The sequence below is a fragment of the Jeotgalibacillus sp. S-D1 genome (assembly GCF_004358665.1).
GTDB lineage: Bacteria > Bacillota > Bacilli > Bacillales > Jeotgalibacillaceae > Jeotgalibacillus.
The window spans coordinates 209,913-226,922 of sequence record NZ_SMZR01000001.1 but is presented as its reverse complement, the minus strand read 5'-3'; the positions used below and the strand labels follow the sequence as shown (position 1 = coordinate 226,922).

Here is a 17,010-nt window from a genome sequence, read left to right as displayed (position 1 = left end):
TGATTCTATTTGGTTGTTCATACAATCTTTACCACGGGGGAAAGTTAGTCCGATGAGGTCCTAACCCTTTAAGTAAAGATGTGATTTGTGTGGAACCAAATTAGATCACGAAAATCAGTATACGGTTTTTACATTCATTTTGCAATAAAAGAATTTGATTATTTCATATTCAGAGGATTAAAACATAAAAAAACTGCGCATCGATACGCAGTTTTTTTAAATGGAAATTAAGACATCGTTACCTGTGATCTTTGGGTGGGAGACTCCTGCATTTGATGCGCCACATGGTTTACTAAATCAACTACACGGCACGAGTATCCCCATTCATTGTCGTACCATGCCAAAACCTTTACCTTCGTTGCACCCATTACCATCGTAGAAAGACCGTCGATAATGGCAGAGCTTGAATTGGTATTAAAATCAACTGATACCAATGGTTCTGAAGTATATGACACAATACCGTTCAACTCGTTATCTGCTGCTTTTTTGAATGCAGCATTTATCTCATCAATTGTGACTTCCCTCTTTACATCGACTACCAGATCCACCAGTGATACGTTCGGTGTAGGTACACGCAGCGCCATTCCATGTAATTTCCCTTTGAGGTTTGGAAGGACTTTCCCCAAAGCCTTCGCCGCTCCAGTGGAAGTAGGAATAATGGACTGCGCACATGAGCGTGCTCTTCTAAGATCTTTGTGTGGATTATCTATATTATTCTGGTCATTCGTATAGGCGTGTACGGTTGTCATTAGTCCGTTATCAATGCCAAATTCTTCGTCCAGGACTTTTGCAACAGGTGCAAGACAGTTCGTCGTACATGAAGCGTTTGAGATGACATCATGTTTTTCAAGGTCTAAAACGCTTTCATTCACTCCCATAACAATCATGACATCTTCTTCTTTACCGGGTGCAGTCAGTACCACTTTTTTAGCTCCTGCATCCAGGTGAAGAGCAGCTTTATCACGCGCATTAAACTTGCCTGTTGCTTCAATTACAATTTCAATATTCATGCTTTTCCATGGAAGCTTAGCAGGATCTCGTTCATTTACAAGGGCAATCCGGTGACCATTAACAATTAAAGCATTCTCTTCTGTTTGTACATCGGCATCAAAAATGCCATGAGTTGTATCATATTTTAACAGATGAGCAAGTGTTTCAGCAGGGTAGCCAGCATTTACTGCAACGAGGTTTAAATTCTTTTCCATCACTGCTTTTCTAAACACCATTCTTCCGATTCGTCCAAAACCATTAATTGCAATGTTCGTTCTTTTCATGAGGATCCCCCTAATAATGTTATACTGTTAATGAAATAACTAAAATTAGTATAACATATTCAACTAATATTTAAAGAATAAATTCTAATTTTTATCGAATGTTTAACATATAAAGAAATATGGTAAAAAAAGAACCGTTTTGTTCTAATTTTACCATATTTTAACTTAACTATGGAGTCGCTTGCCATTCTTTAAGCAACGCTTTCATCTGCTGAACAGATTGTTCGATTGAACCTGTATTATCAATGACGGCATCTGCCTGCTTTCTTTTTTCTTCCAGCGGCAGCTGTGAGGAAATTCTGGCTAGTGCTTCGGCTTCAGTATAATCGTTTCGCAGCATCAGCCTTTTAAGCTGTTCTTCCTGAGCAATATATACAACAATGATTTTTTCCACCATCCATTGCAGCTGGCTTTCAAATAACAACGGTATATCTAAAATAACCGTTTTCGCGCCATTTTTAACGGCTTTCTCCTGCTGATCCAGCATATCTTTCCTTACAGCAGGATGAACAATCCGGTTTAGTTTTTCACGTTCCGCTTCGTTGCCAAAAACGATTGCACCAAGCTGAGCCCGGTCTATAATGCCATTTTCCGCTACAATCTGCTGACCGAACTGTTCTATTATTTTACGGTACGCTTCCTGTTTTGGTTCCACTACTTTTCGAGCCGAGATATCCGCATCGATTACCGTGTAGCCATTTTCCAGCAGCCACTTGGCAATTGTGCTCTTCCCGCTTGCAATGCCTCCTGTAAGTCCGATGATCATATTACTCCTTCTTTCTTTACCGTTGACATGCAGAACAATAATGCGAATTTCGTCCTCCAATAACGGCTTGCTTTGTAGCTGATCCGCATGCAGGACAAACTTTTCTTCCATACATTTGCAGCCTGTCCTGCATGTTTCCGGCTTCACCGTTTACGTTCCGATAGTCGGAGATGCTGCTTCCTCCTGCATCAATTCCCTCCTGCAATACTTCAACTATTTGTTTAAACAGCCCAATTCTTTTTGATAAGGCCATACGTTCCACTTTTCTTTTAGGATGAATGCCGGACCTGAAGAGCGCTTCTGTTGCGTAGATATTCCCGCATCCGGCAATAACCTGATGATTCATAATAACTTCTTTAACCGGTTTCTGATTGAATTTAGGCAGGTTTAAAGCGGCTAAGAAAAGCTCCTCTGCATTTTCGTCGAACGGTTCAGGACCTATTGCAATTATTGGAGGATAGTCCTCAAGATTTTCTAAAAATCGCAGCTCTCCAAATCTTCTTATATCCGAATAAATTAACAGTCTTCCACTTTCAAAGGTAAAAATGACATGTACATGATTACGGAATTTTCCTTCTGTAATCATGTCGATGGAATCAACCGCAAACCATGCACCGGACATACCAAGATGGGAAAGAAGAAAGCCAGAGTTTTCTCCATTCTCCAGCTCAATAAGCAAATATTTGCTCCGTCTTTTAATTTGATTAATGGTGTAGCCTTTTACTTTTTCGCAAAACGTCTGAAGTTCCAGGCCTTTTAAAATCGCCTGCCTCCCCTCAGAATGAGAGTGCTCCACCGTTTTGGAAAAGTGTACCGAGATAATTTTTTCTCCAATGATATAAGGTTCAAGCCCTCTTTTCACATGTTCTACTTCTGGAAGTTCCGGCATTTGTGACACTCCTCAGTTCTAATTACTTTGCATCATACCAGGTGTTTCCGTAAGAAAAGTCCACCTTCAATGGCACAACAAGCTCCACAGCACTTTCCATTACTTCGGGTACGATTTTCTGAAGGATCTCAAGCTCATCTTTTGGACATTCGAAAATTAACTCATCGTGCACCTGAAGAAGCATATTCGCTTTGAGTCCTTCTTTTTTTAAACGGAGAGCCATGTCAAGCATTGCTTTTTTTATAATATCAGCTGCTGTACCCTGGATAGGTGTGTTCATCGCTGTTCGTTCAGCAAAACCTCTTAAATTAAAATTACGGCTGGTGATTTCAGGTATATATCGTCTTCTTTGCAGCAGGGTTGAGACATACCCATTTTGTTTTGCTTCTTGAATGATATCATCCATATATTCCTTTACTTTTGGATAACTTTCCAGATAGCGTTTAATAAACTCCGCAGCTTCTTTTCTTGGGATATCAAGGCTTTGTGACAAGCCATAATCGCTAATCCCATAAACAATCCCAAAATTAACCGCTTTTGCATGTCTGCGCATGCCGGAGGTGACGTCTTCCCGTGCTACATTAAACACATCCATGGCTGTTTTCGTATGAATATCCATATCATTTCTAAATGCTTCAATCAGTCCATCATCCTGTGAGATATGGGCAAGAACACGAAGTTCAATTTGAGAGTAATCTGCTGCGAACATAACCCAGTCATCTTTTGATGGTATAAACGCCTGGCGGATTTTACGGCCCTCTTCTAAACGAATCGGTATATTTTGCAGGTTTGGATCGATGGAGCTTAAACGGCCGGTTTGTGTAAGCACCTGATTATAGCGGGTATGGATCTTATCCGTTTCTTTGTTGACTACTTTCAGCAATCCTTCAATATAGGTTGACTGCAGCTTTCCGAGCTGTCTGTAGAGCAGGATGTGATCAATAATTTCATGCTCAGGCTGCAGCTTTTCCAGAACATCCGCTGAAGTGGAATAGCCGGTTTTCGTTTTTTTCACCGCTGGCAGGCCGAGCTTTTCAAACAAAATTACACCCAGTTGTTTCGGGGAATTTATATTAAACGTCTCTCCAGCAAGCCTGTGTATGTCTGCTTCAATATGGGCTAATTTGGATTTTAGTTCTTCTCCCATTTCTTTTAAACGGTTTACATCAACTAAAACACCTTTGCGCTCCATTTCAGCCAATACTTCAGCCAATGGCAATTCAAGGTCTTCAAAGAGGTCATACTGTTCATTTTTCTCCAATTCATTTACACAGCGGTCTTTGATTTTGCCAATGGCTGCAGCTTTGCGGGCGATATGCTCACCAAGGACCTCATCTTCCGGCACACTTTTCTTTGCACCCTTGCCATATAAGGATTCGTCTGATTGAACTGCATCTGCACCATGGCGCTTTGCAATAGAAGCAAAATCATCTGCAGCCTGTGACGCATCAATTACATAAGAGGCGATCAGTAAATCAAAGTCAATTCCTTTCAAATCCATGCCTAAGCGGCTAAAGGCAATAATGGACTGCTTTGCATCATATACAGATTTCAGCTTGGTTTCATCTTCTATCCAGGCTTTAAAAAGCGATGACTGTTGTGCGACATCTGCAGGAATAAAATAGGTTCCATCTGAATGATGCAGTCCAATACCCAGGATCTGTGCAGTGTGATAATTAACATCATAAAGCTCGATGTAAAGTTCTGCTTGATCTGACAGCATGGACTTTGTGATGGCATCCGCCCGCTCCCATTTTAAGTCTTTTAATTTTATTTCTTCCTCTTCTTCGCTCCCGCTAAGCTTCTCCAGCAGGGAGTTGAATGACAATTCCTTAAAGATGGTGCGCAGCTTTTCCTGATCCGGCTCCACTCGTTCTAATTCTTCAAAATTAATTTCAACAGGTGCCACCCGTGTAATCGTCGCTAAATTTTTGCTCATTTTTGCCTGATCTTTAAACTCAATCAGTTTTTCTTTCAATTTTGCTCCTTTTACTTCTTCTGTTGATTCAAGCAGATCCTCAAGCGTGCCAAACTGCTTTAACAGTTTTATGGCCGTTTTTTCCCCTACCCCGGGAACTCCGGGAATATTATCGGATGAATCCCCCATGAGACCTTTCATATCGATTATTTGTTCAGGAGTCAGTCCGTACTTTTCCTGAATATGCTCAGGCGTATACGACTCCATATCGGTAATGCCCTTACGTGTAATATCTACCCTCGTTTGGTCAGAGGATAGCTGGGTTAAATCTTTATCGCCAGATACCACTACAACTTTATACCCTTTCTTTTCAGCCTGCAGGGAAACGGTGCCGATAATATCATCCGCTTCATACTGGTCTAATTCATAATGCTTAATAGAATAGGCATTTAATAAATCACGGATGAAGGGAAATTGCTCAGATAATTCGGAAGGTGTTTTCTGACGGCCACCCTTATACTCAGAAAATGTTTTATGGCGGAAAGTGGTTTTTCCTGCATCAAACGCCACCAGGATATGACTGGGTTTTTCTTCCTCAATCATTTTTGTCAGCATCGTTGTAAAACCATATATAGCATTCGTATGTATCCCTTTGTCATTGTTGAGCAGCGGCAGTGCAAAAAAAGCACGATAGGCTATGCTATTGCCGTCAATCAGCATCATTTTTTTGGTCAAAAGTAGTCCTCCTCTAATTGCATGTTTTTTCCACACGTATTGTATAAAAACATCACTCTCTATATTTTAGCATGACCAAAATGAAAGAGAAAATAAGGGCTGTTCTTCGCCTTCTTTTCTTTTTATCTTTGGCAATTTATTAGAAATAATTTTGCCTATTCAATTGATTTTTTTAGAAAGTAGGGAATAAGGAAAAAGCTAACATGAAAAAAGACGTGAACGGGGTCTGTTCACGTCTTTTTTCTGGGTTCCTTGGATGAAGGGGTTTTCACTTTGTATCTTATCAACCAAATGTTAAGAAAAAACCCTTTTTATGTAAAGGGAATGTAAAACCCTTTCATCCTTAAAACTAATGTTTTTTTGGCAGTGAAACAGAGAAAGCAGTACCTTCGTTGGGTTTACTTTTTACAGATAACTCTCCATAGTGAACCTCTACAATATGTTTTACGATTGCCAATCCCAAGCCAGTACCGCCTGAATTCCGGCTTCTCGCTTTATCTACGCGATAAAAACGTTCAAAGATCCGGGGTATCTCCTCTTCTTCCATTCCAATTCCGTCATCTTCCACTTCTATAATAATTTCATTGTCGCCATCAACCACAGTGACCCTAATTTCCCCGCCAGGCTGTGAATAAGTGATTGCATTGCTGATCAGATTGATAAACACTTGCTTTAATCGGTCGTGATCTCCTTCGATGGTGCTTGTTTTACAACCAAGAAGCCGAATGTTCATATCCTTCTTTAATGCTTTATGTTCCATCATCGTGGCAACTTCTTTCAGCAATTCAACAATGTCCATCTGAGACATGGCAAGTTTAAACCCCTGCTGTTCCACCTTTGAAAGATCCAGAAGATCCTGGATAAGCGCCTGAAGCCTGTCACTTTCTTTTAATATGATGGACAAAAATGTTTCGAGCGCATCTTTATCATTTAATGCTCCATCCAGCAGCGTTTCCGTAAACCCTTTAATAGATGTAATTGGCGTTTTTACTTCATGAGATACATTTGCTACAAAATCTTTTCTCATCTGCTCCAGCTTTTTTAGTTCTGTAATATCATGAAAAACCAGGACGATGCCATGCCAGGCGCTGCCTTCCCCTATAATTGGAGCACCATATACTTCCAGATGGCGCTTTGATAAAGCAGCTGACAGGTGTACCTGCTTACGCACTCTTTGTTCGGTCATAAAAACCTCTTCAGCAAGCAACTGTACTTTTTCATCTGTAAAAATATCCACGTAACGTTTATTTAAGACATCTTCAATACTTACACGGAAAAAATCCAAAAAAGAACGATTGACTAAAACAATAAACCCCTGCCGATCAATCATAATTAATCCGCTGCCCATATTTTCGATGAGAGTTTGGAGACGGTCCTGCTGAATTGCCTGGTAAGTGACCATTTCCTGGAGATTTCGGGCGAGAACATTGATCGCATTGCTCAGCATACCTGTCTCATCCACACGGTCCTCATATGTTCTGGCGCGATAATTGCCTTTTGCCAGTTCGATTGCAACCTTGGTAGCCGACTCAATCGGCCTTGTATACTGATTCGTTATTCTCGATCCCAATAAAATAATAATCAAAAGGGCAACGCCAAGTGTGATGGAAAGGATAATCCAAATTTGACGATATACTTCTTTTAACTCATCAAATTCAGTTCCCATAACCAGGACTCCTGGTGAGCCACCAATCATAACACCTTTTGCATAGTAGTTTATTTCTTCTGTCACCGGGAATCTCACGATGGAATCCTCTACCGAAGGGGGCTCTGCTTGAATTTTTCGGATAGTGTCTTCATGCTGATCGATCATTAGATTATTTTCACTATCATAAACAGTACCTTCCCCCTGTTCCGCTATGGTAATTCTAATATCGAGAACATTACTAAGACGGTCAAAACGCAAGACGGCAAGTTCAGAAAATGAGGGCTGCTGCTCCAGCTCACTGACAACCAATTCAACCTCTTTTTCAATTCGGGAGTGGAGTGCATTTACATAGTAAGACTTAAACAATTCACCAATTAATACTCCCAGTCCGATTAAAACTAAGACAATTAATGAAATTAGCGCAAATAGAAGCCGCGTTCGAAAACTTGACATTCTCACTGCACTTTAGGCTTCTCCATTTTATAGCCAAGCCCTCTGATCGTCTTAATATAAAGCGGCTTTTTGGTATTTTCCTCTATTTTTTCACGAAGATGGCTTATGTGTACGTCAACTATACGGGTATCTCCCGCAAAATCATAGTTCCAGACTGCCTGCAGCAGCTGATCTCTTGTGAGGACACGGCCTTTATTTTCTATTAAATATAAAAGGAGCTCAAATTCTTTTGGAGTTAATTCCAATTGTTCATTCTTAAAATAAGCCTCATATTGTTCAGGAAATACTTTTACTTCTCCAATTTCAAAAGAAAGTCCATTTTCTTCCTGTTCCTTAACATCAGGCTGTTTGGTTCTACGCAATATTGCTTTTGCTCTTGCTACAACTTCTCTTGGACTAAAAGGCTTCGTCATATAATCATCCGCCCCTAATTCAAGACCAAGCACTTTATCAAATTCATCATCTTTAGCGGTAAGCATAATAATAGGTATCTGCACATGTTCCTGGCGAAGCTGTTTACAAACTTCGATGCCGTCCATTTTTGGCAGCATTAAATCCAATACAATAAGGTCAGGCTTTTCTTCCAATGCTTTTTGTTTTCCTGCTGCCCCGTCCAGAGCTGTAATGACTTCATAACCCGCTTGTTCTAAATTGTACTGTAATAATGTTACAATGGACTGCTCATCGTCTACAACTAACACTCTTTTACTCATGTTCTACCTCCAAGTACTATAGTAACCCCGCTAATCATCCAATAACCATCTTCATTATAGTACAGATCTGCGTTTGTGACGATTAAAATAGAAAAAAGCGCATATGTGTGCGCTTTCATTTTAAAATTATTGAGTTTTTCCACTGTTTAGAAATTATCCAGAGCTGAGCTATCAAAACGCTCGAGTTTATGTGGAGGGCAGACAGTTACACTTCCTCTCACTACTTCATATCCATCTTCATTTAATGCTTTCACAAAAATCTCCACTTGAGAATTTGACCGGTCAATGGATACAACCTCGAAAAAGAATTCCACAGTAGCATAGTGTGGAAGCGCTTTCGGAAATGTCAGGCTTTGAGCAACAATATGTGAGCCCGGTCCCGGCAGATACTTTGAAACAGCAGAGGTGATAAATCCAGTCAGCATAATAGTTGGAACGATCGGCTTTTTATGCGGGGTTTGCGCAGCATAATCATGCTGTATATATAATGGATTTGCATCATTTGTTAAGCCCAGAAACAGCAGTAAATCTTTGTCTTCAATTTTTTCTGTCAGCGTTAATTTTTCCCCAATTGACATATCTTCAATGTTACGTCCGATTTTTCTTTTTTTTCCTAACAACATTGTGACTCCCCCTTGTTCATCAGTGACTTTACGTTATACAGTAGATTGTGATAATTGTATCATTTTTCTAACTATTTTCAACCAGAAAAGGAATCGCCATAAACCAGCGATTCCTTTTAAGATTTCTTAACTTAATGCACCCATTACATTTTTTACTGAATCAACCGACTTTTGAAGCTGAGCCTGTTCCTCTTCAGTTAACTCAAGTTCAACAATCTTTTCAATGCCATTGCCTCCGAGAACCGTCGGCACACCCAGGTAGATCCCTTCAAAGCCATACTCTCCTTCAAGGTAAGCCACCGAAGGAAGGACACGCTTCTGATCTTTAAGAATAGCTTCTGTCATTTCCATTAAAGAAGCAGCTGGAGCATAGTAGGCAGAACCATTGCCAAGCAGTGCCACAATTTCACCGCCGCCCTTTCTGGTACGTTCAATAATCGCATCAAGGCGTTCTTTAGGAATTAATGTTTCAAGGGGAATCCCACCGGCGTTTGAATAACGAGTCAATGGAACCATGTCATCTCCATGTCCTCCTAATACAAAGCCCTGAATATCTTTTACAGACAAATTCAGTTCTTCGGCAACAAACGTATTAAAACGCGCTGTATCAAGAACTCCTGATTGGCCGATTACCCGCTCTTTAGGAAACCCTGATTCCTTATAAACGGTGTAAGTCATGGCATCAACAGGATTTGAAAGAACGATGATTGTGCTGTTTGGAGAGTGTGTTGCCACTTCCTTTGTAACAGCTTTCATAATTTTTTCGTTTGTCTGAACAAGATCATCACGGCTCATGCCCGGCTTGCGCGGAAGACCCGCGGTAATGATTACTACATCCGAATCAGCAGTATCCTGATAATCAGATGTACCTTTAATTGTTACGTCATACCCAAAAACAGGACCTGCTTCGAGCATATCAAGCGCTTTACCTTTGGTTGGATCTTCATTTTGCGGAATATCAACCAATACGATATCACCAAGTTCTTTTTGTGCAAGAAATAGTGCAGTTGTTGCTCCTGTAAAACCTGCTCCAACGATCGAAATCTTATTACGCTTGAAACCCATTGAAATTCCTCCCTGTTCATTGTTTGCTGATTATGTAGAGAAGGAACCAGGCAAGCAAAGCCTGGTTCCAAATCTTTCTTACATGTTTTCAATAAGTGCAGTACCGAATTCAGAACACTTAACTTCTGTCGCTCCATCCATAAGGCGGGCAAAGTCATAGGTTACTACTTTAGAAGCAATTGTTTTTTCCATTGAAGAAAGAACAAGAGCTGCTGCTTCAGACCATCCAAGATGCTCAAGCAATAGCACTCCTGAAAGGATGACTGAAGATGGATTTACTTTATCAAGACCTGCATATTTAGGAGCTGTACCATGAGTAGCTTCAAAGATTGCATGTCCAGAATCATAGTTAATGTTTGCTCCAGGAGCAATACCAATACCGCCAACTTGTGCAGCAAGTGCATCAGAAATATAATCTCCGTTCAGGTTCATTGTTGCTACAACGTCAAATTCAGCAGGACGAGTTAAAATTTGTTGAAGGAAGATATCAGCAATGGAATCTTTTACGATGATTTTCCCGGCAGCTTCTGCATCGCTTTGAGCTTTGTTTGCCGCATCCAGGCCTTCAGCATCTTTGATCTTGTCATATTGAGCCCAAGTAAATACTTTATCCCCGAACTCTCTTTCAGCTAGATCATAGCCCCATGATTTGAAAGCTCCTTCTGTAAACTTCATAATATTTCCTTTGTGTACGAGAGTCACAGATTTACGGTTTTCAGTCAGTGCATAATTAATAGCCGAACGTACTAGACGCTCCGTTCCTTCTTTTGAAACTGGCTTTACACCGATACCTGATGTTTCAGGGAAACGGAGATTTTTAGCGCCAAGTTCGTCCTGTAAAAATGAAATAAGTTTCTTTACTTCATCAGAACCTTCAGCAAATTCAATACCCGCATAGATATCCTCTGTATTTTCACGGAAAATGACCATATCAGTATCTTCCGGACGCTTAACTGGAGAAGGAACACCTTCAAAATAGCGTACTGGACGAAGACAAGTAAATAGATCAAGCTGCTGGCGAAGTGCTACGTTTAATGAGCGGATACCGCCACCAATTGGCGTAGTCAGAGGACCTTTGATTGCAATGAAATATTCATTAATTGCATCAAGTGTAGCCTGCGGCAGCCATTCTCCCGTTTCGTCAAATGCCTTTTGCCCAGCAAGAACTTCCTTCCAAACAATCTTCTTATCGCCATTGTATGCTTTTTCAACAGCAGCATCCAATACGCGTGAAGCTGAAGCCCAGATATCAGGACCTGTGCCGTCGCCTTCAATGAATGGTACTACAGGATTGTTTGGTACGTTCAATGTACCATTGTCAACAGTAATTTTTTCGCCTTGTGTCATGAATAATTCCCTCCAAATATCATTGTCGGGGGACTGACTCATAATGTTAGCCAGTCCCCTCAAATTGCATCTAGTTCATTACATCAGTTATTGAACAATTTGTAAACTGTTAGCCGCGTTTTTCAAGCGGAACATATTCCTGCATCCCAGGGCCTATATAATCCGCACGCGGACGGATTAAGCGGTTGTTAGAATATTGTTCAAGGATATGAGCCAGCCAACCGGAAACACGGCTGACCGCAAAAATCGGAGTAAATAAATCGTGGTCGATTCCTAGACTGTGATAGACAGAAGCAGAATAGAAATCCACATTTGGCGGAAGTTCTTTCTGTGAAGTTACAACTTCTTCAATTTTCACTGACATATCGTACCACTTGGATTCACCCGTAAGTTCTGTCAGTTTTTTTGACATTTCTCTAAGATGTTTGGCACGTGGATCACCCTGACGGTAGACACGATGGCCAAAGCCCATGATTTTTTCTTTATTTTCCAGTTTCTTGCGCACGATTGACTCTGCGTTTTCTACTGAATCAATTTCAGAAAGCATCTTCATAACCTGCTCATTTGCACCTCCGTGCAGCGGTCCTTTTAAGGCACCAATGGCAGCTGTTACACCGGAGTAAATGTCAGAGAGTGTTGCGACACAAACACGGGCAGTAAAAGTGGAGGCATTAAGTTCATGATCTGCGTGAAGTACCAGCGCTTTGTTCATGGCTTCCTCTTCAATCGCTGCCGGCTCTTCGCCAGTAAGCATGTACATAAAATTTGCAGCAAAGCTTAAATCAGCTTTTGGAGCTACAGGTTCTTTTCCCTGACGAATACGGGAAAAAGCAGTAACGATCGAAGACATTTGCGCCTGCAGACGAACCGCTTTTCGATAGTTCGCATCATCCTCCATGACATCCGCCTCATCATCATAAAGACCCAGTGATGATACTGTTGTTCGAAGAGCAGCCATCGGGTTGACGTTTTCCACCGGCATCGCTTTTAATTGAGCAAGCACTCCTTCAGGCAGCGTCATGCTATCTGCTAATTGCTGTTTAAGCTCGGCAAGTTCACCTTTTCCAGGCAAACGGAGATGCCAAAGTAAGTAAATGACCTCTTCAAAGCTAGCGTTTTCAGTAAGGTCATCAATGTTGTAGCCAACATATGTAAGCGTGTCATCAATAATTGAACTGATGGACGAGGTTGTCGCAACGACACCTTCCAATCCTCGTGTTGCAGTCATACCAATCTCTCCTTTTGAATATATTTTAGTCCTTCATAAGCTCTGAATCAGGCCTAATCAAGAATGATACACGTAAACAGGTTCGATCTTGTGTAATCTGAGCGCTTGCTCATTGCATGTTCAATAAAAAACCATAATTTTGCTAAGGATGCGCTTACATCCTCCATTATAATCAATAAACTGACCTTTGTGAATGAAAACGCACTAATTTCCTATATTATTTTTCCAAAAATCGCTTAAATCTGACTAATCCATTCATAAATCTTCATCGAATAATAGGCAATTCCGGCTCCAATCAGCGGGCCAACTGCAATACCTCGAAATAGAGCAACCGCGAGGATTGTCCCGAGAACCAGAGCAACGGTTATATGAGGGTCATTTCGCAAAAGCGATATTCCCCCTTTTGCAATCATGGCTACAATGATCCCCGATCCTAACGCAATCCAGGCGTATGGGGATTTCATCGCGTCTGTAAGGTCCTTAAAGCCTATCGCTCCACTCGCAATAGGAGCCAAAACAGCTATGGTAATGATGGTGACGCCCCAGTTTATCCCTTTTGATTGAATCGTGTCAAATATTTTCTGATCCATGCCGGCCACTTTAATAACTACTAATACTCCCACGGCAATGATCAATGAGTTATTTTTGGCTACTACTGCAACACCAAGAAGCAGCAGTAAAAAAAGAAGTGCCTGATCCACGAGCTGTTCCTCCAATCTGTTGTTCCTGTTCATTCATTTCTATATTAAAACATATAAATAGAAAAGCCCTTAGAAATGTTGGTGATATTCATGACAAATTCATCGCTCCCTGCAAGGCTGATAGCCGTAATTGCAGGAATTCTTCTCCTTCTGGTCCTTTTCGCAGCAGCATACCGTTATATGCTTCCGGTACTTTTTGGATGGGTGATTTCTTTCTTATTGTACCATCCGTCCTGTTTACTTCACCGCAGCAGCCGTCTGCCTTTTTCATTAAGTATTTTTTTGACCATAACCGGTTTTTGCTGTTTTGTCATAGGCATTTTTGCAGTGGCGGGGTTTTTATTCTGGTCAGATTTTCTAAGGCTTGTCGAGCGGATACCTGAACTTTTCACACAATTAACAGATGCGTTTCAGCTGGCCATTGCAAAAGTATTGCCTCTCATTAATTTCGCTGAAACCTGGCTGAAATCCAAAGGGATCATTAACCAGCACACATCTGATACCATCATCCTGTCGCTTGAGCATAAAGCGGTAGCTTTTATGCAGCAGGCCGGGGAGGGTCTTTTCATCGAACTTTCCCTGCTGATATCAAGTTTGCCAAGCATGATTTTTGGCGGAATGATTGCTCTGATCTCCACCTATTTTTTCATAAAAGAAAAAAGCAGAATTCAATCTGCCCTAAAACGCGTTCTGCCTGCAGCAATAAACGGCTATAAAGTGAAGATGTCTGAATCCATTCGTTTTTATGCAGGGTCCTACATACAGGCTCAGCTTCTTTTAGCAGTTATTACTGCTGCTATAGTACTTATTGGTCTGCTGTTTCTAAAAATAGAAGGCGCTCCTGCTATTGCCTTAATTGCTGCTATATTAGACCTGATTCCAATAGTTGGGACAAGCATACTGTTTATTCCATGGATTTTTTACTGCTGGATACAGGGGATGCATTCGTTGGTGATCGGTCTCATTATTATTCAGTGTGTCAACACGGCGGTAAGACAGGTAATGGAGCCAAAAATAATTGGCCAATCACTTGGCATCCATCCTTTTATTACATTTTTGCTAATTTACGTAACTTTCCAATGGTTTGGTTTTAAAGGTGTCATCCTATCTCCCCTTATTCTGCTCACAATCAGCACCCTGATTAGAGCAGGCACTTTTTCTGCCCTCTGGATGTATATAAAAAAAGGAACTATCCATTAAACGGATAATTCCTTATGGCATACCTTAACGGTAAATAATAATATTTCCATTTCCCATTTTCTTTCGAATCCAGTTATGAATAAGCGGTTTAAAACGGTTTCTAGTAAATGGAATTAGAAGTAAAAACCCTGTTATATCAGTGATGAAACCCGGAGTCAGCAATAGCACTCCTCCAACTAAAATGCATAAGCCATCTATAATGATATCACTTGGCGCCTGTTGAACGCCCATTTGGTTTCGGACTTTCTGATATGCCTGTATTCCTTGGGACTTTGCTAAATAAGCGCCTAGAATCCCCGTAGCAATGATGATTAATAGCGTCGGAAAAATTCCAATCCAGCTTCCCACGCGAATGAGTGCAGCTATTTCAAGTGCAGGAATTACAATAATTAAAAGCATGATCCATCTCAATAGCGGATCCTCCTTTGTGAACTCTACGTTAAACTAATTATATCATAAGCGGCTGAAAGAAGACCAGAATAGCACCCTAGCCTTCATAATAAGCAGGTTGTTCCAACGCCTGTTGGTTTCCGCAGAAGGTGCCAAGCGGCACGTCGGGCCGGCAGTGAGCGATATTCAACGCTGTTTGTGGGATTCTCACCTTCAGCCTGAATCAACAGCTTACCTATAGAGGGCTAATAAACGAAAAGGCGCACCTGTAAAGGAGCGCCTTTTTGCTGTTCTTATAGTACGCTTGCGTGTCCGTTATAAACCACACCGCGTTCAGCATCGACCGTGACTTCCTGGCCGTCTTTAAAGAGAGTCGTTGCATTGTCTACACCAACAATAACCGGCAGTCCAAGATTCAGACCAACCACAGCAGCATGGCTTGTTAATCCGCCTTCTTCAACGATTAACGCAGCACATTTCTCCAATACCGGCACCATGTCTTTATCAGTTCCAATGGTTACTAGCACAGAGCCTTCCTGTACCTTCTCAATCGCTTCTGCTGCATTAGATGCAACGACTGCCCGTCCAAATCCTGATTTGCGTCCGATTCCCTGACCTCTAGCCAGTACATCACCAACGATGTGGATCTTCATAAGGTTTGTTGTACCGGATTCACCTACAGGCACGCCTGCTGTAATCACTACTAAATCACCATGCTTTACGCAGCCGCTGTTTAAGCTCTCTGAAACAGCCATATCCAGCATTTCATCTGTTGTATTAGTTAGTCTGCCCACTTGAGGATATACACCCCATACAAGAGCCAGACGGCGTGATACAGCCGAATCAGCTGTAACAGCTACGATTGTTGCTTCAGGACGATATTTTGAAATCATGCGTGCAGTATGTCCGCTTTCTGTTGGAGCGATAATGGCATTAACCTCCAGATTAAGAGCCGTGTGGGCTACTGCCTGTCCGATTGCATCTGTCATATTGCGCTCAAATCGCTTGCTGCGGTTTGATAAAATCGTTTTATAGTCCAATGCTGTTTCAGCACGTGACGCAATATTGTTCATTGTTTGAACTGATTCTACCGGGTAATCTCCTGCTGCAGTTTCACCTGAAAGCATAATAGCGTCGGTGCCATCAAAGATTGCATTGGCCACGTCACTTGCTTCAGCACGTGTCGGGCGGGGATTGCGCTGCATGGAATCAAGCATTTGAGTAGCCGTAATAACCGGTTTACCTACAGCGTTACATTTGCGAATCAAATCTTTTTGAACAAGAGGAACTTCTTCAGCTGGAATTTCAACCCCCAAGTCACCACGAGCAACCATTAAACCATCCGATACTTCAAGAATTTCGTCAATGTTATCAACGCCTTCTTGGTTTTCAATTTTAGGAATTATATTGATATTGGCAGCGCCATTTTTTTCAAGAAGTTCACGGATTTCCAGAACATCAGTTGCACGGCGAACGAATGAAGCAGCAATAAAATCTACTCCCTGTTCAATACCAAATAAAATATCCTGAGCGTCTTTTTCTGTAATACCAGGAAGTTTAACCGAAACACCCGGCACATTAACGCCTTTCTTGTTCTTTAACGTTCCGCTGTTCAGAATTCTGGTTGTCAGTTCTTTTGAACTGCGGTCAATTGATTCAACCTCCAGGCCGATTAGTCCATCATCCAGAAGGATTTTAGATCCTTCATGAACGTCATCTACAAGACCTTCATACGTAATAGAAAATTTGTCAGTCGTTCCCACTACCTCGTTCATCGACACAATAATTCGGTTTCCTGCTTCTAAATGCAAAGCACCGTTTTCCATTGTATTAGTACGAATTTCAGGACCCTTTGTGTCCAATAAAATCCCGACATTTTTGCCTAGCTTTTCAGCTGCTGCACGGATATTTTGAATACGGGCACCATGTTCTTCAAAGTCCCCATGGGAGAAGTTCAAACGCGCTACATTCATCCCGGCTTCCATCAATTGAGTTAATTTTTCAATGCTTTCACTTGCAGGTCCTATTGTACATACAATCTTAGTTTTTCTCATAATCAA

General features: G+C 41.3%; 14 protein-coding genes. 1 reads left to right on the top strand and 13 read right to left on the bottom strand.

Annotated features, from left to right (window positions below; all coding sequences use genetic code 11):
* Positions 1 to 227 precede the first annotated feature (227 nt).
* The 11 genes from E2R51_RS01110 to E2R51_RS01060 form a co-directional block, all read right to left on the bottom strand.
* Positions 228 to 1,274 (bottom strand): glyceraldehyde-3-phosphate dehydrogenase, encoded by a 1,047-nt coding sequence (locus tag E2R51_RS01110; RefSeq protein ID WP_133375185.1) that lies wholly within the window; start codon positions 1,272 to 1,274, stop codon positions 228 to 230.
* 169 nt (positions 1,275 to 1,443) lie between these two features.
* Positions 1,444 to 2,040 (bottom strand): dephospho-CoA kinase, encoded by a 597-nt coding sequence (gene coaE, locus E2R51_RS01105; RefSeq protein WP_133375184.1) that lies wholly within the window; start codon positions 2,038 to 2,040, stop codon positions 1,444 to 1,446.
* Between the two features lie 16 nt (positions 2,041 to 2,056).
* Positions 2,057 to 2,929, bottom strand: coding sequence for a bifunctional DNA-formamidopyrimidine glycosylase/DNA-(apurinic or apyrimidinic site) lyase (mutM, locus tag E2R51_RS01100; RefSeq protein WP_133375183.1), 873 nt, complete (start codon positions 2,927 to 2,929; stop codon positions 2,057 to 2,059).
* 22 nt (positions 2,930 to 2,951) lie between these two features.
* A complete protein-coding gene (gene polA / locus E2R51_RS01095) occupies positions 2,952 to 5,582 on the bottom strand; it encodes a DNA polymerase I (protein ID WP_205703300.1) in 2,631 nt (876 codons plus the stop codon).
* Positions 5,583 to 5,931: 349 nt separating this feature from the next.
* Positions 5,932 to 7,683 carry a two-component system histidine kinase PnpS gene (pnpS, locus tag E2R51_RS01090; RefSeq protein WP_133375182.1) on the bottom strand — a complete coding sequence of 584 codons (1,752 nt, stop codon included), beginning with the start codon at positions 7,681 to 7,683 and terminating at the stop codon, positions 5,932 to 5,934.
* A 2-nt stretch (positions 7,684 to 7,685) separates the two neighbouring features.
* Positions 7,686 to 8,396 carry a response regulator transcription factor gene (locus E2R51_RS01085; RefSeq protein WP_133375181.1) on the bottom strand — a complete coding sequence of 237 codons (711 nt, stop codon included), beginning with the start codon at positions 8,394 to 8,396 and terminating at the stop codon, positions 7,686 to 7,688.
* 146 nt (positions 8,397 to 8,542) lie between these two features.
* Positions 8,543 to 9,019, bottom strand: coding sequence for a MaoC family dehydratase (locus tag E2R51_RS01080; RefSeq protein WP_133375180.1), 477 nt, complete (start codon positions 9,017 to 9,019; stop codon positions 8,543 to 8,545).
* Between the two features lie 126 nt (positions 9,020 to 9,145).
* Positions 9,146 to 10,084, bottom strand: coding sequence for a malate dehydrogenase (mdh, locus tag E2R51_RS01075; protein ID WP_133375179.1), 939 nt, complete (start codon positions 10,082 to 10,084; stop codon positions 9,146 to 9,148).
* 78 nt (positions 10,085 to 10,162) lie between these two features.
* Positions 10,163 to 11,431 (bottom strand): NADP-dependent isocitrate dehydrogenase, encoded by a 1,269-nt coding sequence (icd, locus tag E2R51_RS01070; protein WP_133375178.1) that lies wholly within the window; start codon positions 11,429 to 11,431, stop codon positions 10,163 to 10,165.
* Between the two features lie 109 nt (positions 11,432 to 11,540).
* Positions 11,541 to 12,659 (bottom strand): citrate synthase, encoded by a 1,119-nt coding sequence (gene citZ / locus E2R51_RS01065; RefSeq protein ID WP_133375177.1) that lies wholly within the window; start codon positions 12,657 to 12,659, stop codon positions 11,541 to 11,543.
* A 236-nt stretch (positions 12,660 to 12,895) separates the two neighbouring features.
* Positions 12,896 to 13,393 (bottom strand): DUF441 domain-containing protein, encoded by a 498-nt coding sequence (locus E2R51_RS01060; RefSeq protein ID WP_133375176.1) that lies wholly within the window; start codon positions 13,391 to 13,393, stop codon positions 12,896 to 12,898.
* A gap of 57 nt (positions 13,394 to 13,450) precedes the next feature.
* Between E2R51_RS01060 and ytvI the strand changes: the two genes are divergently transcribed.
* Positions 13,451 to 14,560 carry a sporulation integral membrane protein YtvI gene (ytvI, locus tag E2R51_RS01055; RefSeq protein WP_165967101.1) on the top strand — a complete coding sequence of 370 codons (1,110 nt, stop codon included), beginning with the start codon at positions 13,451 to 13,453 and terminating at the stop codon, positions 14,558 to 14,560.
* A gap of 24 nt (positions 14,561 to 14,584) precedes the next feature.
* Here ytvI and E2R51_RS01050 read toward each other — a convergent pair whose 3' ends face one another.
* Both E2R51_RS01050 and pyk read right to left on the bottom strand, forming a co-directional pair.
* On the bottom strand, positions 14,585 to 14,971 hold the full coding sequence (locus tag E2R51_RS01050; protein ID WP_133375174.1) for an FxsA family protein: 387 nt from the start codon (positions 14,969 to 14,971) through the stop codon (positions 14,585 to 14,587).
* Between the two features lie 272 nt (positions 14,972 to 15,243).
* Entirely contained in the window at positions 15,244 to 17,004 is a 1,761-nt protein-coding gene (gene pyk / locus E2R51_RS01045) for a pyruvate kinase (protein ID WP_133375173.1), read from the bottom strand.
* Positions 17,005 to 17,010 lie beyond the last annotated feature (6 nt).